A 20,992-nucleotide genomic window follows, 5' to 3' on the forward strand; every position below is an offset into this window, starting at 1 on the left:
AACGAGGGTCGTCTGACATGGCATGGGACTTTTCCACCGAGCCCGAGTTCGAGGAGAAGCTGGAGTGGATCAGGAGGTTCCGCGCCGAGCGCGTGGACCCACTGGACCTCCTCCACCCCGACCGGGCCTACCATCCCCTCGACGACGAGACCGGCCCGATCGTCCGGGCACTCAGGCAACAGGTCCGCGACCAGGGGCTGTGGGCCCCGCATCTCGGCCCCGAACTCGGCGGACGCGGCTTCGGGCAGGTCAAGCTGGCCCTCATCAACGAGATCCTCGGCGCGTCGAGCTGGGCACCCGTCGTCTTCGGGACGGCGGCCCCCGACACCGGCAACGCCGAGATCATCGCCCGCTACGGCACCGAGGAGCAGAAGGAGCGCTACCTCCGGCCGCTGCTCGAAGGCGAGTGCTTCTCCTGCTTCTCCATGACCGAGCCACAGGCCGGCGCCGACCCGACGATGTTCACCACCCAGGCCGTGCGCGACGGCGACGACTGGGTCATCACCGGCCGCAAGTACTTCTCCTCCAATGCCCGCACCTCGAAGTTCGTCATCGTGATGGCGGTGACCGACCCGGACGTCAGCCCGTACAAGGGCATGTCGATGTTCCTGGTGCCGAGCGACACCCCCGGCATCCGGATGGAACGCAACGTCGGGCTGCTCGGCGAAGGCCCCGAGGACGGCATGCACGCGCTCATCGCGTACGACGGGGTCCGCGTCCCCGGTGACGCGCTGCTCGGCGGCGAGGGACAGGCGTTCGCCATCGCGCAGACCCGGCTGGGCGGCGGACGCGTCCACCACGCGATGCGTGTTGTGGGGCAGTGCCGGCGGGCGCTGGACATGATGGCCGAGCGCGCCCTGTCACGCGAGACACAGGGCAGCCGGCTCGCCGACAAGCAGCTCGTGCAGGCCGATCTCGCCGACTCCTACGCCCAGTTGACCCAGTTCCGGCTGATGGTCCTCTACACGGCCTGGCAGATCGACCGGTACAACGACTACAAGCGGGTCCGCAAGGACATCGCCACGATCAAGTTCCTGACGCCGAAGGTGCTGCACGACGTCGTCTACCGCTCGATGCATCTGCACGGCGCCCTGGGCGTCTCCAACGAGATGCCCTTCGCCGACATGTGGACCGGCGCCGCCGTCATGGCCGTCGTCGACGGACCGACGGAGGTCCACAAGATCACCGTGGCCCGCGACCTCCTGCGCGGCTACGAGGCCACCCCCGGACTCTGGCCCACCCAGCACCTGCCCGCACGCCGGGAGTGGGCCCGCAAGCAGTTGGAGAACATGTGAACACCGAGTCGCTCGCCCGCTGGCTGGACGGCCGGGACATCGCCCCCGGCGAACCCGTCGAGGTCTCCCTCATCTCCGGGGGCACCTCCAACGACATCTACGAAATCCGGCGCGGCGACCGCCGGTTGGTCCTGCGCAAGCCGCCGGAGAAGGTCCCGCCGGGCCGCGACGAGACCATGCTGCGCGAGTTCCGGGTGCTGAACGCCCTGAACGGGACTGACGTTCCGCATCCGGAGGCCGTCGCGGTGTGCGAGGACACCGACGTCATCGGTTCCTGCTTCTACCTCATGGGCCATGTCGACGGCTGGTCGCCGATGAACGTCGAGGGCGGCTGGCCGGAGCCCTTCAGGAGCAACCTCTCCCTGCGCCCCGGCCTGGCCTACGAGATGGTGGAGGGCATCGCCCGGCTCGGCAACGTCGACTGGCGGGCGCGGGGCCTGGAGGGCTTCGGCCGGCCCGACGGCTTCCACGACCGTCAAGTGGACCGCTGGCAGGCCCACTTGGCGAAGTTCAGGTTCCGCGAGATACCCGGACTCGACACCGCCGCCGCCTGGCTGCGCGCGCACCGGCCGAGCCACTGGACCCCGGGCATCATCCACGGCGACTACCAGTTCGCCAACGTGATGTTCCAGCACGGCGCCCCCGCCCGCCTCGCCGCCCTCGTCGACTTCGAGATGGCCACCGTCGGCGACCCGCTCCTCGACCTCGCCTGGGTCGTCATGGGCTGGCCGAACGCCGACGAGGACCGCACACAGAAGGGGTACGTCAGCTACGAGGGCATGCCCGACCGGGCCGATCTGCTGGAGCACTACGCCAAGGTCAGCGGCCGGGACGTGAGCGAGATCGACTACTACGTGGTGCTGGCCCGCTTCAAGATGGCCATCGTCCTCGAAGGCGGCTACGCCCGGCACGTCAAGGGCGAGGGCGGCAACCCCAAGATGGCCTACTACGGCGACACCGTCCTGACGATGGCCGCCCAGGCCGCCGAACTGGCCGCGACGACCCGGCTGTGAGGGCCGTCCGCTGTCACACCCTCGGTGGCCCGCTGGTCGTCGAGGAGGTTCCCGAACCACGGGGCGGGGTACCGGTCGACGTGCGCTTCGCGGCGGTCAACTTCGCAGATGTGCTCGTGATCCAGGGCGCCTACCAGGTGAAGGCCGAGGTGCCCTTCACCCCCGGGAGCGAGTTCGCGGGGGTGGTCGCCCGGGACGGTCACGGCTTCGGCGCCGGCGACAGGGTCTTCGGCTCCGCCTTCACAGGCGCCTACGCCGAACGCGTCGCCGTCCCGGCCGCCGGCCTCCACCGGATCCCCGCCGCCGTGCCCATGGAACGCGCCGCCGCCTTCGGCGTGTCCCATGCCACCGCCTTCAACGCCCTGCGCCTGGTCGCCGACGTACAGGAGGGCGAGCGGGTCACGGTGCTCGGCGCCGCGGGCGCGGTCGGCCTCGCCGCCGTCGAACTCGCCCTGCTGATGGGCGCGGAGGTGATCGCCGTCGCGTCGAGCGAGGAGAAGCGCGCCGCCTGCGCCGAACTCGGCGCCCACACCGTCCTGCCGTACGAGAACCTGAAACGGGCGCTGCGGGAAGCAGGCGGCGCCGATGTCGTCGTCGACCCGGTCGGCGGGCCGCACTCCGAGCAGGCGCTGCGCGGGATGCGCTGGGGCGGCCGGTTCGTCAGTGTCGGGTTCGCGAGCGGCGAGATCCCGGCCGTCCCGCTCAACCTCGCGATGCTCAAGGGCGTCACGATCCATGGCTTCGACTTCGGCGGCTGGGCCCGGCACGACCGGGAGAAACTGGCCGCCGCCCGTACCGAACTGCACCGACTGTTCGCCGAGGGAGCCGTTCACCCCCGTATCCACGCAGTCCATCCGCTCGACGAGGTGGACGCCGCGCTGCGTGTGGGCCGCGATGCCATCGGCAAGGTCCTTCTGGAGGTCGCCCGTGGAGTTTGAATTCGACGAGGACCAGCGGATGCTGCAACGCGTGGTCCGCGAGACGGTGGCCAGGTCGCGGGCGCTGTCCGAAGAACAACTCTGGTCCACCTACCTGGAGTTGGGGTGGCTGGAGGCTCCTCCGGTGGAGTTGGCGATCATTCTGGAGGAGCTGGGGTACGCCGCCGATCCGACGCCGTTCCTGGCCACCGCCACCTGGTTCGCGCCGCTGGCCGGACGGCTGCCGAACGGCTCGGGGACGGCGGTCTTCGACGGCGTCGGGGAGTTCGTCCTCGACGCGGACCGGGCGGACGAGATCGCGCTGCTCACCCCGGACGGTGTGGTCGTCCGCAGTGGTGCCGACGTACGCGCCGAGCGGGTCGCCGTCTTCGACCCGACGATCCATGTCGCCCGGGTCGACCACCCCGAACTGGTCGCCGGTGTACCGGAGCTGGCGTTGATGGGGCTGGCGATCTCCACCGTCGGCAGCTGTCGGCGCATCCTCGACCTGGTGGTCGCGCACGTGAAACAGCGCCGACAGTTCGGGGTGCCCATCGGGTCCTTCCAGGCGGTGAAGCACAAGGCCGCCGACATGTACGTCGCGATCGAACGGGCCCGGGCGCTCGCCCTCTACTCGGCTCTCACCATCGCCGAGGACGACAGGCAACGCGCGAGGGCGGCGGCGATGGCCAAGGCGGCGGCGGGGGAGTGCCAACGGCTCTGTTTCCAGAGCGGGTTCCAGTTGTTCGGCGCGATGGGCTACACCTGGGAGAACGAGCTCCAGATCCACCTCAAACGGGCCAAGGCCGGTGACCTGCTGCTGGGGACGGCGGCCGTGCACAGGAAGGCGCTGCTGGTATGAGACTCGCCGCCGATCCCGGCATCGAGAAGTTCCGGGCCGAGTTCGCCGCCTTCCTCGACGCCAACCTGCCCACCGCAGAGGAGGCCGTACCGCGTGCGAAGTCGAGCGCGGACGTGCCCCCATGGGCGCGAACGTGGCAGCGGAAACTGTTCGACGCCGGCTGGCTGGTGCCCGGAAACCCGCCCGAGTACGGCGGGCGCAACGCCACCCTGCCCCAACTGCTCGCCCACGCCGAGGAGATGTCCCGGCGCCGCATCTACCACAGCTTCAATCCGCAGGGCGTCGGCATCATCGCGGCCTCGATCCTGAGCTTCGGCACCGACGAGCAGAAGCGTCGGTGGGCGGCGCCCATCCTGCGCGCGGAGCTGACGGCCGCCCTCGGGATGAGCGAGCCGGGCGCCGGGTCCGACCTCGCCGGGCTGCGTACCCGCGCGGCCCTGGAGGGCGACCACTTCGTCGTCAACGGGCAGAAGGTGTGGACCTCCGGCGCCCATGACGCGGACGTGCTGCTCACGTTCGTCCGCACCGACCCGGAGGCGCCCAAGCACAGGGGGATCAGCGTGCTGCTCGTCCCCACCGACACGGACGGCGTGGTCAGACGTCCCTTCGGATCCATCGCGGCTCCCGACGACTTCGACTTCAACGAGGTGTTCTTCACCGACGTCCGGGTGCCGAAGGAGAACCTGATCGGCCCGCTGAACGAGGGCTGGAAGGTGGCCAACGGCTCGCTCGGCCATGAGCGGACCCTGCTGTGGCTGAGCTACGCCGAGCGGCTGGAGGACCTGATCCGGGACGCGCCGAGCGACGAGGAGTGGTACGCCACGCTCCTCATGGACTTCCAGGCGCTGAAGCTGCTGGGCTACCGCCAGCTCGGCGCCGACCGCAACCCGGCCGAGGTGTCCGTGCTGAAGCTGTTCGGCTCGGAGGCCGTGCAGAACGCCACCCTGCGCGCCCTTGAGGCGCACGGCACCGGTGCCCTGCGCCACCCCGTCCCGACGGCACCGCACTTCCACATGAACATGGAGGTGTTCTCCGCCAGCTGGTTCGAACGGTACGCGCGCAGCTTCGGCGGGACCATCGCCGGCGGCACCTCCGAGATCCAGCGCAACATCATCGCCGAGCGCATCCTCGGCCTGCCCAGATAGCCGCCGGGACCGACAAGGAGCACGCGGATGGACCAGATTCTGTACGAGGTCAAGGACCGGGTCGCGGTCATCACGCTCAACCGGCCCGAGGCCGCCAACGCCCAGACGATGTCGCTCCTCGACGATCTGGACGGCGCGTGGAGCCGGGCGGCGGCCGACGAGGACGTACGCGTCGTCGTGCTGCGCGGCAACGGGCGGCACTTCTCCGCGGGGCACGATCTGAAGGACCGCTGGCCGGGGCCGAAGGAGATCACCCTGGAGTGGATCTACAACGCGGAGACCCGCCGGTATCTGGAGTACACCCTGCGCTGGCGCAACATCCCCAAACCGTCGATCGCCGCGGTGCAGGGCAAGTGCATCGCGGGCGGGCTCATGCTCTGCTGGCCCTGCGATCTCATCGTGGCCGCCGAGAACGCCGAGTTCTCCGACCCCGTCGTGCACATGGGCATCGGAGGTGTCGAATACCACGGTCACACCTGGGAGTTGGGCGCCCGCAAGGCGAAGGAGATCCTCTTCACCGGGCGGGCCGTCACGGCGGCAGAGGCGGAGCGGGTCGGCATGGTCAACCAGGTCGTCCCGCTCGACGAACTCGACGCGGCCACCATGGAGTTGGCCGACCGTATCGCCCAGATGCCGGCCTTCGGGCTGCGCCAGGCCAAGCGGGCCGTCAACCAGAGCCTGGACGTGCAGGGCTTCTACGCGGCCATCCAGTCGGTGTTCGACATCCATGAGACGGGGCACGGGAACGCGCTGAGCGTGAGCGGGTATCCGGTGCTGACCCGGCTGGAGGGCATGAAGGAGCACATCAAGGGCCAGTAGACGAGCGGGAGTCGGGGTTCGCGGCGGCGGACGCGAGCGGGCCGCTCGGCGGGGGTGGGAGTACCCCGCCGAGCGGCCCCTTCCGTACGGTTCGACCGGCCCGTCACCGCGGTTCGTCGCGGAAGACCTTGCCCCCCTTCATCACGAACCGCACGTCGGCCAGTACCGACATGTCGTCGAGTGGGTTGCCCGGTACGGCGATCAGGTCCGCGAGCAGGCCCTCCGCGACACGTCCGCGGTCGTCCGCGTCGATCAGTTCGGCCGCGTTGACCGTCGCCGCCCGCAGTACCTCCAGCGGTTCCATGCCCCGCTCGACGAGCGCGACCATCTCCTGGGCGCCCCGTCCGTGCGGGATCGCCGGCGCGTCCGTGCCCACCGCGATACGGACTCCGGCTTTCGTGGCCCTGGCGACGACGGAGCGGGCGTGCGGGAACACCTCGGCGGCCTTGGCGCGCAGTTCGGGTGCGGCCCGGGACACGTCCATGCCGTCGATCAGCGCGGTGGTCGGGACGAGGAAGGTGCCGCGCTCCGCCATCAGCGCGATGGTCTCGTCGTCCAGCAGGAAACCGTGCTCGATGCAGTCGATGCCCACCTCCACCGCCGAGCGCACCGCGTCGGCCCCGTGGGTGTGCGCGGCGACCTTCAGTCCGCGCCGGTGGGCCTCGTCGACGATGGCCCGCAGCTCCGCGTCGGAGTAGTGCTGCGCGCCGGGGGTGCCCGTGTGGGACATGACACCCCCGGACGCGCAGACCTTGATGAGCCGCGCCCCGTGCTTGATCTGGTACCGCACGGCCCGGCGCACCTCGTCGACCCCGTTGGCGACGCCCTCCTCCACGGAGAGCGGCATGATGCCGGGGGCCAGCGCACCGAACACGCTCGGGTCCAGATGACCGCCGGTCGGGGTGATGGCGTGCCCGGCGGGGACGATCCGGGGCCCCTCGATCCAGCCCGCGTCGACGGCCCTGGCGAGGGCGACGTCCAGCAGGTAGCCGCCGGTCTTCACGAACAGTCCGAGGTTCCTGACCGTGGTGAAGCCCGACCGGAGGGTACGCCGGGCGTTGCCCACGGCCCGCAGCATGCGCAGCGGCGGATCGTCCTGGACCATCGACAGGACCGGGGTCTCGCCCCGGCCGCCCATGAGGAGGTTGACCTCCATGTCCATCAGGCCGGGCAGCAGGGTGACGTCTCCGAGATCCAGTACGTCACCATCCGGTACGCCAGCCCCGGCACCGACCCGCGCGATGCGGTCGCCGTCCACATGGACGAGGCCCGGTTTCTCGAACTCCCCGGTCTCGACGTGCAGTACACGCGCGGCCCTGAGCGTGACCACGGCCGGTCAGACCTTGGGTTCGACGACGAGGTCCATGTAGGCGGCCCCGCTGTCCGGCACCCGGGCCTGCTTCCACACCTCGACCGGGAACGAGACGTTCACCAGGGAGAACATCAGCAGAAGCAGATTCCGCTCGGGCTCCGGCAGTTCGTCCAGCGGGTAGTTGTCGAGGTGCTCGGACGCCTGTTCCAGGAGCGGGAACGCCACGTCGTAGAAGGCCTGCATCTCCTCCATGGAGCTGGCCAGCCGCTTGCTGTAGCGTTCCCGCTCGGTTTCGAGGACCCATGGGGTGAAGGGTTCGAGCGCCGCGAACTCACTGGGCAGCATCGGTGTGCTCCTTGACGTGGTCGGCGACCGTCTTGTGCAGATGGCGGAGCAGCAACTCCTGGTCGCAGAGCGGGAAGTCGGTCACGACCCGGCTCTTGAGCATGGTCTGCGTGGCCTCCAGGGTGTTGCCGTCCTGAAGGGCGTACTCCTTGAACGTGACCGCCGCGAGCTCCTGCTTCAGCCGCTCGCGGGCCGTCCTGGCGGGCACGAAGTACAGGTTGGCCTCGAAGATGTGCCTGTCCACCGCAGTCGGCCAGTAGTGGTACGTCAGATACCAGCCGGGCTTCCAGATCAGCAGCGTCATGTTGGGGAAGAACTCGAAGGAATCGTTGCCCCACGCCCGGTGTCCGCCCGGGTTGAGTCCGGGGGGAAGGGGGTCGAGCCCTCCGATGTCGGGTGCCTCCCACGGGCCGAACAGGCCGCTGCGCAGTACGCGTTCGATGGGCTTGACGATGCTCAGGTCCTTCGGCGGGGACATGCCTCCCCAGGACGAGATCATCGAGTGCGGGCTGTGGATCTCGTAGTGCAGTGCCTCGTACCCGACGTTGAAGAGCTTGTCGGCCTCGTCCTTGACGGCCTGCTTCATGTGCAGGACGGGGGCGTGGTAGAACTCCGCGAACGCGTCGATGAACAGCTTCCAGTTGCTGCCGATCTCGGCCCTGTACGTGAAGACCTCGGTCATCTCGTGGAAGGGATAGCCCTCCAGGCCCTTGGCCAGGTCGCCGAGGTACTCCCGCAGCGGCAGCGCGTTCGGGTCCAGGTTGACGAAGACGAAGCCTTCCCAGACCTCGCAGCGGACCTGCTTGAGGCCGTACTCGGACTTGTCCAGGTCGAAGAACTCCTGCTCCTGCTGGACGAAGGTCAGCTCGCCGTCGAGGCTGTAGCGCCAGGCGTGGTACTTGCAGGTGAACTGGCGGCAGGTGCCCTTGACCTCCTCGCCCGGGAAGTCGTTCCACACCAGCTTGTTGCCGCGGTGCCGGCAGATGTTGTGGAAGGCGCGGATCTCCTTGTCCCTGCCCCGCACGACGATCAGCGAGGTGTCCGCGACCGCGAGCTCCTTCGTGAAGTAGCTGCCGGTCTTCGGCACCTGCTCCACGCGCCCGACGTTCAGCCAGGTCCGCTTGAAGACGGCTTCCCGCTCGGCCTCGTAGTACGCGGGGTCGATCGAGTCCTCGTAGTTCACGGGGCTCGTCCCCAACTCGGGGTACTGCTCGGTCCAGCTGCCGGCGGACGGCTTGGCGAAGTGTGGCATGAGCACTCCCTTCTCTAGGGTGAGAATAGCATTATCATGTCTGGCTATTGAAGTTCTCGTCAGGGATTCCTGGATCCAGCTCCACCTCGAAGGTGTTGAGGGCCGTGGCCAGCACGCCGTACGTGCCGACCGTGAACACCAGATCCAGGAGCTGCTGGTCGTCCAGGTCCGCACCCAGAGCCGCGTAGGTCGCGTCGGACAGCCGTGAGTCCGTCTCCAGCTCGTCCACCGCCCGGTTGAGGGGTGTGGGGGCGCCGGTCCGGACCAGGTCGATCTCCTCGTCGCTGATCCCGGCGCGACGGGCGATCAGGACGTGCTGCGCCCACTCGTACCGGCAGTCCCGCCGCCGGGCCACCCGCAGGATGGCCAGCTCGCGGGTGCGCTTCGGCAGCGTCGAGTCGACGAGCAGGTACTTGTTGAACGCGAGGAACGCCTTGGCGAGTCCGGGGTGCCGGGCGAGAAGTCCGAGCGCGTTCGAGGGCGGCTTCTGCGGGTCGGGGGCAGAGGAGCCCAGCGCCTTCAGGTACTCGGCGTGCGGAAGGGGCGCGATGCGGCGCGTGCGGTTCATGTGTTGCGCCCGCCGTTCACGCCCAGGATCTGCCCGGTGATGTACCCGGCCTCCTCCGAGACGAGGAACGCGCAGGCCGCGGCGATGTCCTCGGGGCGTCCGACCCGCCGTACCGGAGTGCGCTGGATGTGTTCCTCGACCGTCCCGCCCAGCAGCTCGCGCGACTCCGCCCTGCGCAGCATGGGTGTGTCGATGAAGCCCGGCGGCACCGCGTTGACGGTGATGCCGGCCGGGCCGAGTTCGAGCGCGAGAGCCTTGGTCAGGCCGTTGACGGCCGACTTGGCCGCGACGTAGTGCGTCATGAACTGCTGCCCGGACTGCGCGCTGGAGGAGGAGATGTTGACGATCCGTCCCCAGCCGGCTTCCAGCATGTCGGGCAGTACGGCCTGGACGCAGTGGAAGACGCTGTTGAGGTTGATGTCGACGACCCGCTGCCAGGCGGTGAACGTCAGATCCTGGAAGCGCTTGTAGCCGGCCACCCCGGCCGCGTTGACCAGGATGGTGCATGGCCCGAGCCGCTCGCGGACGGCGGCCAGTGCCTTGTCCACCTGGGTCCGGTCGGTGACGTCGGCGATCTGTGACAGTGCCGGGGCCGAGTCGGAGGGGTTCAGGTCGAGGGTCGCGACGTGATAGCCGTCGGCCGTCAGCCGCTCGGCGACGGCCAGCCCGATTCCGGAGCTGCCTCCGGTGACAACTGCGGTCTTCATGCGGTCTCCCACGTTGTGCGGTCGCTGGTCTGCCGGTTGTGGCCCGGGGTCTGGTCCGACACCCTCGTATCGATCATGAAAATATCCCTTCCCTGAGCGAGAATGATATTCTCGCTGGTGGTCGCCGGGAAGTGCCGCGCGGATCTCGGGTCTGTGGTGGGGGCCTCGGGGGCGGGGGGCCGGGACCCTCCGTTCGCCGTCAACTATCTGTGATGCCGCACATTCTCGTGTTCGGATGGTTGATTTGCTGAAAGTGAGAATGTAGTTTCCGCGACATTGGAGCAAGCCGCCCATCCGAGCAAGGAGACAGGATGCGGTTCCAGGACAAGGTGGCGATCGTCACCGGTGCGGGACAGGGAATCGGCGAGGACTACGCACGGGCACTGGCCGCCGAGGGTGCCCGCGTCGTCGTCGCCGAGATCAACGAGGAGCAGGGGCAGCGGGTCGCCAAGGACATCGACGGGGCGATCTTCGTCAGGGTCGACGTGGGGGACCCGGAGTCGGCCGAGGCGCTGGCCGCCGCCACGGTCGCGGAATTCGGCCGGATCGACTACCTGGTCAACAACGCCGCGATCTACCACAGCATGAAGCGCGACGGCATCACCACCGTCGACCTGGACTACCTCAACCGCTTCATCCAGGTGAACCTGATGGGCGCGATCTACTGCACCAGGGCGGTCGTCCCGCACATGACCGGAGGCGGCGCGATCGTCAACCAGTCGTCCACCGCCTCCTACATGGCCACCGGGTACTACGGGCTCGCCAAGGCAGGCATCAACCACCTCACCGCCTCGCTCGCCGCCGAACTCGGCGGCCGCAACATCCGGGTCAACGGCATCGCCCCCGGGCCGACGGACACCGAGGCCACCGGCACCGTCCTGCCGAAGGAGCACCAGGCCGCGATGGCGCAGCGGCTGGCGCTCGGACGGATGGGGCAGCCCGGCGACCTCACCCCGACCGTGCTGTTCCTGCTCTCCGACGCCGCGGGCTGGCTGACCGGCCAGGTCATCGCCGTCGACGGCGGCCAGGGGGTCCGGCTGTGAGGCCGCAAGTCAGCGCCGTACAGGGGGGTTTGCGGTGAAGCGGCTGCTCATCGACGGAGCGCTCGTCGGGACCGGGAACACCTTCCCCTCACTCAACCCCGCCACCGGAGAGGTCCTCGACGAGGCCCCCGACGCCACGGTCGCCCAGACGGAGGCCGCCGTGGCCGCCGCCCGCCGCGCCTTCGACACCACGAGCTGGCCGACCGACGTCCAGTTCCGCATCCGCTGTCTCGACCAGCTCCACCAGGCGCTGACCGAGCATCTGGAAGAGCTGCGCGAGCTGACGATCGCCGAGGTCGGCGCACCCCGCATGCTCACCTACGGCCCTCAGCTCGACGACCCCGTCAAACTCGTCCGCTACTACGCCGACCTGCTGCGCAAGTACCCCCTGACCGAGGACCTCGGCGAGGTCGAGATCCGCGGGCAGCGGCACCGGCGCTGGGTGGAGAAGGAGGCCGTCGGGGTCGTCTCCGCGATCACCGCGTACAACTACCCGAACCAGCTCGCCCTGGCCAAGCTCGCCCCCTCGCTCGCCGCGGGCTGCACGGTCGTCCTCAAGGGCGCTCCGGACACCCCCCTGACCACGCTGTTCCTCGGCGAACTGATCGCGGAGCACACGGACATCCCGCCCGGCGTGGTCAACGTGCTGACCTCCACCTCTGTCGAGGCCGCCGAGGTGCTCACCAACCACGCCGGCGTCGACATGGTCTCCTTCACCGGGTCCACCGCCACCGGCCGCCGGATCATGGAGGTCGCCGGCCGCACCGTGAAGAAGGTGTTCCTGGAACTCGGCGGCAAGTCCGCGATGATCATCCTTGACGACGCCGACCTCACCACGGCCGCCATGTTCGCGGCCGGTACCGTCTGCTCCCACTCGGGACAGGGCTGCGCGCTCACCACCCGGCTGCTGGTGCCCCGGGCCCAGCACGACGAGATCGTCGAGAAGGTCGCGGCGGGCCTCGCCCGGATGCGTCAGGGCGACCCCACCGACCCGAAGACCTTCGTCGGCCCGCTCATCAGCGCCAAACAGCGCGACAAGGTCGACGACATGGTCCGGCGGGCCGTCGCCGCGGGCGCGAAACTGGTCACCGGCGGTACGAAGGTCGACCCCGGCTTCTACTTCACGCCCACCCTGCTCACCGGCGTCGACCCGGACAGCGAGATAGCCCAGGACGAGGTCTTCGGACCCGTGCTCGTGGTCATCCCGTACGACGACGATGACGACGCGGTCCGTATCGCCAACAACTCGGTCTACGGTCTCTCCGGCGGAATCCAGAGCGCCGACGAGGAACGGGCCATCGCCCTGGCCCGTCGTGTCCGGACCGGCACGTTCAGCATCAACGGCGGCAACTACTTCGCCGCGGACGTGCCGTTCGGCGGCTACAAGCAGTCCGGCATCGGCCGCGAGAGCGGTGTTCCCGGGCTTGAGGAGTTCCTGGAGTACAAGTCATTCGCGGCTGTCGTCCGGTGAGGCCGCTGGAGGGAATCCGCGTCCTCGAAGTCGCCATGTACGGCTTTGTCCCCTCGGCCGGCGCCGTGCTCGCCGACTGGGGCGCCGACGTGATCAAGGTCGAGCACGCCGTCAACGGCGACCCGCAGCGCGGCCTGCGCCGGACCGGCACCTTCGTGGTCGAGGGCGATCCCAACCCCAATGTCGAACACGCCAACCGGGGCAAACGCAGCCTGGGACTCGACATCTCCAGGCCCGAGGGACGCGAGGTGCTCTACGACCTGGCCAGGCGGGCGGACGTGTTCCTCACCAGCTTCCTGCCCGGACACCGCGAACGGTTCGGCATCGACGTGGACGACATCCGCGCCGTCAGCCCGGACATCGTCTACGCCCGGGGGAGCGCTCTGGGACCGCGCGGCCCCGAGGCCGTCAAGGGCGGCTACGACATGACCGCCTTCTGGTGCCGGGCCGGAACCGCCGCCAGCATCACCCCGGCCGGCAGCGAAGGTCTGATCAACCCGCCCGGGCCCGCCTACGGGGACACCATCTCCGGGACGAACCTCGCCGGCGGCATCGCGGCGGCACTGCTGCGCCGCGAACGCACCGGCGAAGCGTCCGTCGTCGACGTGTCCCTGCTCGGCAGCGGCGTCTGGGCCATGGGACACGCCACCGCGCTCTCCCTCCACCTCGGCAGGCCCTGGGCGGCGCCTCCCGCGGGCGCCCACGGCTCCCCGGCCAACCCCCTGTCCGGGCTGTACGTCACCTCCGACGGCCACCACCTGGCCTTCGTGATGATGCAGCCCGGCAAGTTCTGGGCCGACGTGTGCCGGCACATCGACCGCCCCGAACTCGCCGAGGACCCCCGCTTCGCCACCGCCGAGCTCATCGCGGCCAACACGGAGCAGGCCGTGAAGATCCTGCGCGAGGTGCTCGCCGGCCGCACGCTCGCCGACTGGACGAAGCGCTTCGCCACCCTCGCCGGACCCTGGGCCCCCGTACAGAACACCCTCCAGGTCGGCGAGGACGCCCAGGTCCGGGCCAACGAGTACCTCGTGACGGCCGGCGAGCTCGAACTCGCCGCCAGTCCCGTGCAGTTCGACGTCACCGCCCCCGTACCACTCGGGCCCGCGCCCGAGTTCGCCGCCCAGACCGAGGAGATCCTCCTCGAACTGGGCCTGGACTGGGCCCGAATCCTCGAACTGAAAGAGGCGGGCGCGGTCACCTGATCACCGCACCTGGGTGATCACCGCAGTTCCAGCGAAACCACTTCACCGGGAGGACCGATGAGACGACTGCTCATCGCGACCGCGCTCGTCCTGGCCCTGGCCGGGTGTTCCGATCGCTCCACCACCACATCCAGTGCCGGCGAGCCGTCCACATCCGCGTCCGGTGCCACCGCGAACGCGGACTTCGGCACACTCAAGAACGTCTGCCACTCCGGCAGCCCCAAGGCCGTCACCGAACAGGGAGTCACCGACAGCGAGATCAAGGTCGGTGTGTTCAGCGACATCGGGTTCACCAAGAACCCGGAGTTCGTCAACGCGGCCAAGGTGTTCACCTCGTGGTGCAACGCCGCCGGCGGCATCAACGGACGCAAGATCGTCCCCGTCACCCGCGACTCCAAGCTCATGGAGGTCCAGCAGCGGATGATCGAGGCGTGCCGGGACGACTTCGCCCTCGTCGGCGGGGGAGCCGCCTTCGACGGGCTCGGCGTCAAGGCACGGCTGAACTGTCTGCTGCCCGACTTCCCCGCGCAGTCCGGCATGGTGAACGCCGTCGGCGCGGACCTCCAGGTGCTCGCCCAGAGCGCGGGAGTCGGCTACGCGGTCTACACCGGCTACTACTCCTGGCTGATCAAGGAGGCCTTCCCGGACTCCGCCCAGCACGTCGGTGTCATCTCCGGTGACGTTCCGATCACCAAGGTCATCGCTGAGCAGGACAAGGAACTGATTCCGGCGCTCGGCGGCAAGCTGGACTACGCGGACGTCTACCCGGCGGCCGGCGTCTCCGACTGGACGCCCTACGCGCAGACCATCAAGAGCAAGAAGATCAAGGGCCTCATCTTCAACGGCTCCTTCGCCGAGCTCGCCAAGCTGGAACAGGCGCTCACCAACACCGGCTACAAGCTCGACTGGATCGACACCAACAACAACGCCTACGGCCCCGCCTTCCTCAAGCTGGCCGGACCCGCGATCGCCAAGCAGAACAACTTCGCCGACCTCAGCGGTGTCACCCCGCTGGAGCAGGCCGCCGACAACCCGGCGACCAAGCAGGTCCAGGAGCTGTTCGCCAAGTACGCGCCCGACGCCCAGGTCACCCTGCCCGCGCTGCGTTCCTTCACGGCCTGGCTGCTCTTCGCCACCGCGGCCGGCGAGTGCGACGACCTGACCCGCAAGTGCGTGTACGAGAACGCGATGAAGCAGACGGAGTGGACCGCGGGCGGTCTGCAGGCCCCCATGGACCTGACGAAGGTCACCAACCCGCCCAAGTGCTTCAACGTGGTGCAGGCGACCGACAAGGGCTGGACCGTCGCCGATTTCAAGCCGGATCAGGGTGCCTACCGTTGCGACATTCCGGCGTACAAGTACAAGGGGTCCTACGGCAAGCCGATGACGCTCGCCGACGTCGGCAAGTCGATGGCGGACCTGAAGTAGCGGCAGGAAGGGATCAGGTCGTGAAGGTACGGGTCGACCCGGAGCGCTGTCAGGGCCACACGCTCTGCGCGATGAGAGCTCCGAAGGTGTTCGAGCTCAGCGAGATCGACGGTCACTCGTCGGTGACCGACGAGGAGGTTCCGGACGACCAGCAGGACCAGGTCGTCGAGGCGGTCAGGTCCTGCCCGGAACGCGCGATCTTCGTTTCCTGAGGGGAGAACGACAACACGATGACCACGGACGACGACACCGACCGCAAGAAGCACACGGTCCACTTCGACCGGCACACCCCCGAGTACCGGCACCAGTTCATCGAGACCACCCACGAGTTGCAGTCCAAGTGCCCGATCGCCTGGACCGACACGCACGGCGGCCACTGGGTCGCCAGTGGCAACCGCGAGGTCTTCGAACTTGCCCGGGCCGCCGAGTTCATCTCCAACGACCACGACGTCAGGGGGGAGCGGCGCGGATACCAGGGCATCACCATCCCGCCCCCGTCCAAGGAACGGGGCCAGGTCCAGGGCGGGTTCCTGGAGATGGACCCGCCCGAGCAGCGCCACTACCGCCAGTCGCTCAACCCCTACCTCTCCCCGGCCGCCATCAGCCGCTGGATCCCGGTCATCGACGAGGTGGTGCGGGCGGCCATCGACGAGAAGATCGAGGAGGGCCGGATCGACTTCGTCGACGACCTGGCCAACGTCGTCCCGGCCGTCCTCACCCTGGCGATGATGGGCATCCCGCTCAAGGACTGGACCGTCTACAACGAGCCCGCCCACGCCTCCGTCTACACACCGCCGGACTCGCCCGACATGAAGCGGGTCGCCGAGATGGGCCGGAACATGGCCGTCGGCCTGGCCAGGGCCATCGCGGAGATCCGCGCCAACCCCAGGCCCGGCCTTGTGGACGCCCTGATCCACGCGGACATCAACGGCAGGACCCCGCCGGACAGCGAACTCCTGGGCGTACTGGCCCTGTTGATCGGAGGCGGCTTCGACACCACCACCGCGCTCACCGCGCACGCGCTGGAGTGGCTCGGGGAGAATCCCGCTGAGCGGGACCGCCTCAGCCGCGACCGGGACACCCTGCTGGACTCTGCCACGGAGGAGTTCCTGCGGTTCTTCGCACCCGCACCGGGCGACGGACGCACGTTCTCCGCCGACTGCGAGATCGCCGGAACACGGTTCAAGGAGGGAGAACGGCTCTGGCTGTCCTGGGCGATGGCCAACCGCGACCCCTCCGTCTTCCCCGACCCCGACACCATCCATCTGGAACGCCCGGCCAACCGGCACAGCAGCTTCGGCCTCGGCATCCACCGCTGCATCGGATCCAACGTCGCCCGTACGGTCTTCAAGCGCATGGTCACCCAGGTGTTCGACCGTATGCCCGACTACCGGTGCGACCCGGAGGGCACTGTGCACTACGAGACCATCGGCATCATCCAGGGCATGCGCCATCTCCCGGCGACCTTCACACCGGGCCCCCGGCTCGGCGCCGGGCTCGACGAGACCCTGGAGAAGCTGCAACGGGTCTGCGACGAGCAGCGGCTCGCCGAGCCGGTGACGGTGCGCAGGGCGAAGGCGCAGATCGCCGAATGACCGAGGAGACGCCCGACACGTCGGGGCGGGCCGCGCCGGAGATCACGGAGGAGAACGCCTTCTTCTGGGCCTCCGGCGCGGACGGCCGGCTGCGTCTGACGGAGTGCGGGTCCTGCGCGGCCCTCATCCATCCGCCGCAGCCGGTGTGCCGCTACTGCCACGGACACGAGACCGGCGTGCGGGCCGTCTCCGGCCGCGCGACCCTGATCGGCTTCACCGTCAACCACCGTTTCCCCGCACCCGGGTTGCCGACGCCGTTCGTCGTCGCCCAGGTCGCTGTCGAGGAGGACCCCCGGGTCCGCCTCACCACCAACGTCGTCCAGTGCGAGCCCGAGCAGCTGAAGTTGGGCATGCGCATGGAGGTCGTCTTCGAGCGGGCCGGGGACGCGTGGCTCCCCCTGTTCCGCCCGGCGGCCGACCAGGAGGCACCGGCTCCCTTCCCCGTGGACGCAGTCGAACCCGCCCAATTCCGTTCCCACGTACGCCCGATGGCGACCCCGGAGAAGTTCGAGGACAAGGTCGCGATCACCGGCGTCGGCGCCTCGGAGATCGGGCGCCGCCTGCTCGTACCGCCCCTGTCGCTGACGGTGAAGGCCTGCGAACGGGCCATCGCCGACGCCGGGCTGACCATCGCCGACATCGACGGACTGGCGGCCTACCCGGGCGCCGGGGCGTACGGAGGCTTCGCCGAGGGCGGGGTCACCGCGCTGGAGGCGGCGCTGGGCGTCCGGCCCACCTGGTACAACGGCGGCAGCGAGACCTTCGGCCCCGGCGGCTCGATGATCGCGGCCATGCTCGCGGTCGCGGGCGGGCTGGCCCGGCATGTGCTGTGCTTCCGTACGGTCTGGGAGTCGTCGTACGGCGAACTGGTCAAACGCGGCCGGATCACCCCGCCCGGGGGCGGCGCGGCGGCGGGCTGGATGAAGCCCTTCGGTGCGATCTCGGCCTCGCACACCCTCGCCATGAACGCGCAACGCCACTTCGACCGCTACGGCACCACCCGCGAGACCCTCGGCTGGATCGCCCTCAACCAGCGGGCGAACGCCGCGCTCAACCCCACCGCGATCTACCGCGACCCGATGACCATGGACGACTACCTCCGGGCCAGAACGGTCACCACCCCCTTCGGGCTGTACGACTGCGACGTGCCCTGCGACGGATCGGTCGCCGTGATCGTGTCCGCCGTGGACGCGGCCCGGGACCTGGCCAAACCGCCCGTCCTCGTCGAGGCGGTCGGCACCCAGATCCTCGAACGCATCGAGTGGGACCAGAGCACCCTCACCCACGAACCCCAGGTGCTCGGCCAGTCCGCCCACCTGTGGACCCGCACCTCGCTGCGGCCGTCGGACGTCGACGTCGCACAGCTCTACGACGGCTTCACCTTCAACTGCCTCTCCTGGATAGAGGCGTTGGGCTTCTGTGGGATCGGCGAGGCCAAGGACTTCCTGGACGGCGGCAAGAACATCGCCCGCGACGGCCTGCTGCCCCTGAACACCCACGGCGGGCAGCTCTCGCACGGCCGCACCCACGGACTGGGCCTGGTCCACGAGGCGATCACCCAGTTGCGCGGCGAGGCCGACGCGCGCCAGGTGCCGGATGCCGAAGTCGCCGTGGTCAGTACCGGTGGGCTCGCCCCCAGCGGTGCGATCCTCCTGCGGACCGACACATGACCGGTGCCTCACGCGTCGTCGTCGACGTGGACGGCATCCCCGTATCGGCGCTGCTGCGCGAGGCACGGCAGCCGCGCGCCGTCGTCCTCGCGCTGCACGGCGGAGCCGCCTTCTCCGGCTACTTCGACTACCCGGACCGGCCCCGCATGTCCCTGCTGCGCACCGGCGCGGCCCTCGGCTTCACCGTCATCGCCATCGACCGCCCGGGGTACGGCAGTTCAGCCCCGTACGCCGACGAGTTCACGTCCGCCGAGCGGCGCGTCGACGTGGCCTACGGGGCTGTCGGGCGCCTCCTCGCGGACCGCCCGCGCGGGGCCGGCGTCTTCGTGTGGGCCCACTCCATCGGCAGCGAACTCGGCGTCCGGATGGCGGCCGACGAGCGGCGCGGACCGGACCTGCTCGGCCTGGAGATCGCCGGCACCGGACGCCGTCACCACGAGGACGCGGCCGGGATCCTCGGCGACTGGCGGCACCGGCCACCGAACAGCGGGGTGCGCGACCTGCTGTGGCAGCCGTCCCGCCTGTACGCCGACGACGTGGTCGGCGGCGCCCGTATCTCCTCGCGCTCACCCGGGTACGAGGGTGTCGTCGCCCGGACCTGGATCGACACGTTTCCCCAGCTCGCCCCGCTGATCCGGGTCCCCGTCCACTACACGCTCGGCGAACACGAGCGGGTGTGGAGCTCGGGGCCCTCGGCACTCGCCGACATCGCTTCCCTGTTCACCGCGTCGCCCCGGGCCGCCGTCGACGAACAGGCGGGCGGCGGACACAACTTGAGCATTGGGTTGACGTCTTTGGCCTATCACCTCAAGGTGCTGTCGTTCGTTGAGGAGTGCGTGCTCGCACGCGAGGAACCAGAAACGGCAGCGGTGACGGAAGTCGCCGAACGGCAGCAGGGGAGGGCGAGTTGACGAACGCGGAAGCGGTCGCGGTGCTGGTCGTCAGAGTGGTCCTGGGCGTCATCATGATCGCGCACGGGCTCAACCACTGGCGGGGCGGCGGAAAGATCGAGGGCACGGCCCGCTGGTTCGCCGGACTCGGGCTGCGGCACGGGACGCTGCAGGCGTGGATGAGCGTGATCACCGAGGTGGGCGCGGGCGCGTTGCTGGTCCTGGGCCTGTTCACCCCGCTGGCCTGCGCGGCGGTCGTCTCGGTGATGCTGGTCGCGGGGCTCCTCGCCCACCGGCCCAACGGGTTCTTCGTGTTCAAGGACGGCTATGAGTACGTCCTGATGCTGGCCGCCGTCTCCCTGGCGCTCGGGGTGCTGGGGCCGGGCAAGGTCTCCGTGGACCACGCCGCCGACATCGAGATCACCGGCTGGGCCGGGGGCGGCATCGCGCTCGGGGTCGCGGTTGTCGCGACGGCGGGGCTGCTGGCGACGTTCTGGCGGCCGGAGCGCCCCGAGCGGGCGGCGACGACGGAGGAGCCGGCCGTCGGCGGAGTGGCCGGGCAGGAGACCGGCTGATGCGGGTGGGGTTCATAGGGCTCGGGAACCAGGGCGGGCCCATGGCACGGCGGATCGTCGACGCCGGGTTCACGACGACGCTGTGGGCGAGACGACCCGCCTCGCTGACCCCGTTCGCCGGTACATCCGCCCGACGTGCCGTCTCCGCCGCCGACCTGGCCGCCGTCAGTGACCTCGTATGCGTCTGTGTCGGTGACGACGCGGACGTCGAGGAGGTCGTCGTCGGCGACGAGGGTGTGCTCGCCGGGCTCCGGCAGGGCGGGGTGATCGCCGTGCACAGCACCGTCCACCCGGACACCTGCCGGCGGCTCGCCGACCGGGCCCGGCTGCGCGGGGTCGCCCTGGTCGACGCGCCGGTCAGCGGGGGCGGCGCGGCGGCGGCCGAGGGGCGGCTGCTGGTGATGGTCGGGGGCGAGTCCGGGACCGTCGCGTTCTGCCGACGGGTGTTCGAGACGTTCGGCGATCCGGTCGTCCACATGGGCCCGTTGGGCTCGGGGCAGGTCGCCAAACTGCTCAACAACGCGCTGTTCACAGCGAATCTGGCAACCTCCGCCGACGTATTGGCCCTTGGGCGCACCCTCGACGTGGACCCCGTCGGCCTCGCCGACGTCCTCGCGCACGGCAGCGGGGCGAGTTTCGCGCTCGGCCGGGTCGCCGCGGCCGGTGGCACCCTCGACCGGATCGCCGTCCGCGGCGGTCCGCTGCTGCGCAAGGACGCCCGGCTGCTGGCGGATCTCGCCGAAGGGGCGGGCACTCTGGCGGGCGCGACCGTGATGCGGACGGCCGACGACGCCCTCGCGGTCATGGCGCGGACCGACCGGCCGCTGGTCGCCACGAGGCGGGTCCCGGGATGATTCCCCGAGACGGAAATGACCTTCTC

21 protein-coding genes are annotated in these 20,992 nt (G+C 69.7%); 16 read left to right on the forward strand and 5 right to left on the reverse strand.

Going from position 1 to position 20,992, the window contains the following annotated elements; all coding sequences use genetic code 11:
* The first annotated feature begins 17 nt into the window (after positions 1–17).
* The 6 genes from OG595_RS40485 to OG595_RS40510 are packed head-to-tail and all read left to right on the forward strand — an operon-like array spanning position 18 to position 6,051.
* Complete coding sequence (locus tag OG595_RS40485) at positions 18–1,295, forward strand: acyl-CoA dehydrogenase family protein (protein WP_329281074.1); 1,278 nt, start codon at positions 18–20, stop codon at positions 1,293–1,295.
* Positions 1,292–2,308, forward strand: a complete 1,017-nt coding sequence (locus OG595_RS40490; protein WP_329281076.1) for a phosphotransferase family protein — start codon at positions 1,292–1,294, stop codon at positions 2,306–2,308. The genes OG595_RS40485 and OG595_RS40490 overlap by 4 nt, the downstream gene beginning before the upstream one ends.
* Positions 2,305–3,246 (forward strand): NADPH:quinone oxidoreductase family protein, encoded by a 942-nt coding sequence (locus OG595_RS40495; protein ID WP_329281077.1) that lies wholly within the window; start codon positions 2,305–2,307, stop codon positions 3,244–3,246. Before OG595_RS40490 ends, OG595_RS40495 begins: the two co-directional genes overlap by 4 nt.
* Positions 3,236–4,087 (forward strand): acyl-CoA dehydrogenase family protein, encoded by an 852-nt coding sequence (locus tag OG595_RS40500; protein WP_329281080.1) that lies wholly within the window; start codon positions 3,236–3,238, stop codon positions 4,085–4,087. Before OG595_RS40495 ends, OG595_RS40500 begins: the two co-directional genes overlap by 11 nt.
* A complete protein-coding gene (locus OG595_RS40505) occupies positions 4,084–5,232 on the forward strand; it encodes an acyl-CoA dehydrogenase family protein (RefSeq protein ID WP_329281082.1) in 1,149 nt (382 codons plus the stop codon). The genes OG595_RS40500 and OG595_RS40505 overlap by 4 nt, the downstream gene beginning before the upstream one ends.
* Before the next feature lie 27 nt (positions 5,233–5,259).
* The gene (locus OG595_RS40510) at positions 5,260–6,051 is read left to right on the forward strand and encodes an enoyl-CoA hydratase (RefSeq protein WP_329281084.1); all 792 of its coding nucleotides are present in this window, start codon (positions 5,260–5,262) and stop codon (positions 6,049–6,051) included.
* A 103-nt stretch (positions 6,052–6,154) separates the two neighbouring features.
* On the opposite strand, the gene OG595_RS40515 is transcribed toward OG595_RS40510, so the two are convergent.
* From OG595_RS40515 to OG595_RS40535, 5 genes are read right to left on the reverse strand one after another with little or no spacing between them, the layout of a single operon-like run.
* Positions 6,155–7,381 carry a metal-dependent hydrolase family protein gene (locus OG595_RS40515; RefSeq protein WP_329281086.1) on the reverse strand — a complete coding sequence of 409 codons (1,227 nt, stop codon included), beginning with the start codon at positions 7,379–7,381 and terminating at the stop codon, positions 6,155–6,157.
* 6 nt (positions 7,382–7,387) lie between these two features.
* Positions 7,388–7,708 (reverse strand): hypothetical protein, encoded by a 321-nt coding sequence (locus tag OG595_RS40520; protein ID WP_329281087.1) that lies wholly within the window; start codon positions 7,706–7,708, stop codon positions 7,388–7,390.
* The gene (locus OG595_RS40525) at positions 7,695–8,960 is read right to left on the reverse strand and encodes an aromatic ring-hydroxylating oxygenase subunit alpha (RefSeq protein ID WP_329281089.1); all 1,266 of its coding nucleotides are present in this window, start codon (positions 8,958–8,960) and stop codon (positions 7,695–7,697) included. Before OG595_RS40525 ends, OG595_RS40520 begins: the two co-directional genes overlap by 14 nt.
* 34 nt (positions 8,961–8,994) lie before the next feature.
* Positions 8,995–9,528 (reverse strand): carboxymuconolactone decarboxylase family protein, encoded by a 534-nt coding sequence (locus tag OG595_RS40530; protein WP_329281092.1) that lies wholly within the window; start codon positions 9,526–9,528, stop codon positions 8,995–8,997.
* Positions 9,525–10,235, reverse strand: coding sequence for an SDR family NAD(P)-dependent oxidoreductase (locus OG595_RS40535; protein ID WP_329281095.1), 711 nt, complete (start codon positions 10,233–10,235; stop codon positions 9,525–9,527). The genes OG595_RS40530 and OG595_RS40535 overlap by 4 nt, the downstream gene beginning before the upstream one ends.
* 311 nt (positions 10,236–10,546) lie before the next feature.
* Between OG595_RS40535 and OG595_RS40540 the strand changes: the two genes are divergently transcribed.
* The 10 genes from OG595_RS40540 to OG595_RS40585 are packed head-to-tail and all read left to right on the forward strand — an operon-like array spanning position 10,547 to position 20,966.
* Positions 10,547–11,278, forward strand: a complete 732-nt coding sequence (locus OG595_RS40540; RefSeq protein WP_329281098.1) for an SDR family oxidoreductase — start codon at positions 10,547–10,549, stop codon at positions 11,276–11,278.
* 34 nt (positions 11,279–11,312) lie between these two features.
* Entirely contained in the window at positions 11,313–12,749 is a 1,437-nt protein-coding gene (locus OG595_RS40545) for an aldehyde dehydrogenase family protein (RefSeq protein WP_329281100.1), read from the forward strand.
* Positions 12,746–13,954 carry a CaiB/BaiF CoA transferase family protein gene (locus OG595_RS40550; protein ID WP_329281102.1) on the forward strand — a complete coding sequence of 403 codons (1,209 nt, stop codon included), beginning with the start codon at positions 12,746–12,748 and terminating at the stop codon, positions 13,952–13,954. The genes OG595_RS40545 and OG595_RS40550 overlap by 4 nt, the downstream gene beginning before the upstream one ends.
* A 57-nt stretch (positions 13,955–14,011) precedes the next feature.
* On the forward strand, positions 14,012–15,382 hold the full coding sequence (locus tag OG595_RS40555) for an ABC transporter substrate-binding protein (RefSeq protein WP_329281104.1): 1,371 nt from the start codon (positions 14,012–14,014) through the stop codon (positions 15,380–15,382).
* Positions 15,383–15,402: 20 nt separating this feature from the next.
* On the forward strand, positions 15,403–15,594 hold the full coding sequence (locus OG595_RS40560) for a ferredoxin (protein ID WP_327692831.1): 192 nt from the start codon (positions 15,403–15,405) through the stop codon (positions 15,592–15,594).
* A gap of 18 nt (positions 15,595–15,612) precedes the next feature.
* The gene (locus tag OG595_RS40565; protein ID WP_329281107.1) at positions 15,613–16,977 is read left to right on the forward strand and encodes a cytochrome P450; all 1,365 of its coding nucleotides are present in this window, start codon (positions 15,613–15,615) and stop codon (positions 16,975–16,977) included.
* Positions 16,974–18,647, forward strand: a complete 1,674-nt coding sequence (locus OG595_RS40570; protein WP_329281109.1) for a thiolase C-terminal domain-containing protein — start codon at positions 16,974–16,976, stop codon at positions 18,645–18,647. The genes OG595_RS40565 and OG595_RS40570 overlap by 4 nt, the downstream gene beginning before the upstream one ends.
* Positions 18,644–19,558, forward strand: coding sequence for an alpha/beta fold hydrolase (locus OG595_RS40575; RefSeq protein WP_329281111.1), 915 nt, complete (start codon positions 18,644–18,646; stop codon positions 19,556–19,558). The genes OG595_RS40570 and OG595_RS40575 overlap by 4 nt, the downstream gene beginning before the upstream one ends.
* Complete coding sequence (locus OG595_RS40580) at positions 19,555–20,112, forward strand: DoxX family protein (RefSeq protein WP_329281113.1); 558 nt, start codon at positions 19,555–19,557, stop codon at positions 20,110–20,112. The genes OG595_RS40575 and OG595_RS40580 overlap by 4 nt, the downstream gene beginning before the upstream one ends.
* Entirely contained in the window at positions 20,112–20,966 is an 855-nt protein-coding gene (locus OG595_RS40585; protein ID WP_329281116.1) for an NAD(P)-dependent oxidoreductase, read from the forward strand. Before OG595_RS40580 ends, OG595_RS40585 begins: the two co-directional genes overlap by 1 nt.
* The last annotated feature ends 26 nt before the right edge of the window (positions 20,967–20,992 follow it).

It is taken from the genome of Streptomyces sp. NBC_01451 (genome assembly GCF_036227485.1).
Taxonomy (GTDB): domain Bacteria; phylum Actinomycetota; class Actinomycetes; order Streptomycetales; family Streptomycetaceae; genus Streptomyces.

Excerpts from the sequence above, each read along its gene's own strand:
- OG595_RS40525 (WP_329281089.1), bottom strand. The coding sequence starts at position 8,960 with ATGCCACACTTCGCCAAGCCGTCCGCCGGCAGCTGGACCGAGCAGTAC.
- OG595_RS40575 (WP_329281111.1), top strand. The coding sequence starts at position 18,644 with ATGACCGGTGCCTCACGCGTCGTCGTCGACGTGGACGGCATCCCCGTA.
- OG595_RS40540 (WP_329281098.1), top strand. The coding sequence starts at position 10,547 with ATGCGGTTCCAGGACAAGGTGGCGATCGTCACCGGTGCGGGACAGGGA.
- OG595_RS40535 (WP_329281095.1), bottom strand. The coding sequence starts at position 10,235 with ATGAAGACCGCAGTTGTCACCGGAGGCAGCTCCGGAATCGGGCTGGCC.
- OG595_RS40520 (WP_329281087.1), bottom strand. The coding sequence starts at position 7,708 with ATGCTGCCCAGTGAGTTCGCGGCGCTCGAACCCTTCACCCCATGGGTC.
- OG595_RS40565 (WP_329281107.1), top strand. The coding sequence starts at position 15,613 with ATGACCACGGACGACGACACCGACCGCAAGAAGCACACGGTCCACTTC.
- OG595_RS40555 (WP_329281104.1), top strand. The coding sequence starts at position 14,012 with ATGAGACGACTGCTCATCGCGACCGCGCTCGTCCTGGCCCTGGCCGGG.
- OG595_RS40485 (WP_329281074.1), top strand. The coding sequence starts at position 18 with ATGGCATGGGACTTTTCCACCGAGCCCGAGTTCGAGGAGAAGCTGGAG.
- OG595_RS40585 (WP_329281116.1), top strand. The coding sequence starts at position 20,112 with ATGCGGGTGGGGTTCATAGGGCTCGGGAACCAGGGCGGGCCCATGGCA.
- OG595_RS40570 (WP_329281109.1), top strand. The coding sequence starts at position 16,974 with ATGACCGAGGAGACGCCCGACACGTCGGGGCGGGCCGCGCCGGAGATC.
- OG595_RS40510 (WP_329281084.1), top strand. The coding sequence starts at position 5,260 with ATGGACCAGATTCTGTACGAGGTCAAGGACCGGGTCGCGGTCATCACG.
- OG595_RS40505 (WP_329281082.1), top strand. The coding sequence starts at position 4,084 with ATGAGACTCGCCGCCGATCCCGGCATCGAGAAGTTCCGGGCCGAGTTC.
- OG595_RS40530 (WP_329281092.1), bottom strand. The coding sequence starts at position 9,528 with ATGAACCGCACGCGCCGCATCGCGCCCCTTCCGCACGCCGAGTACCTG.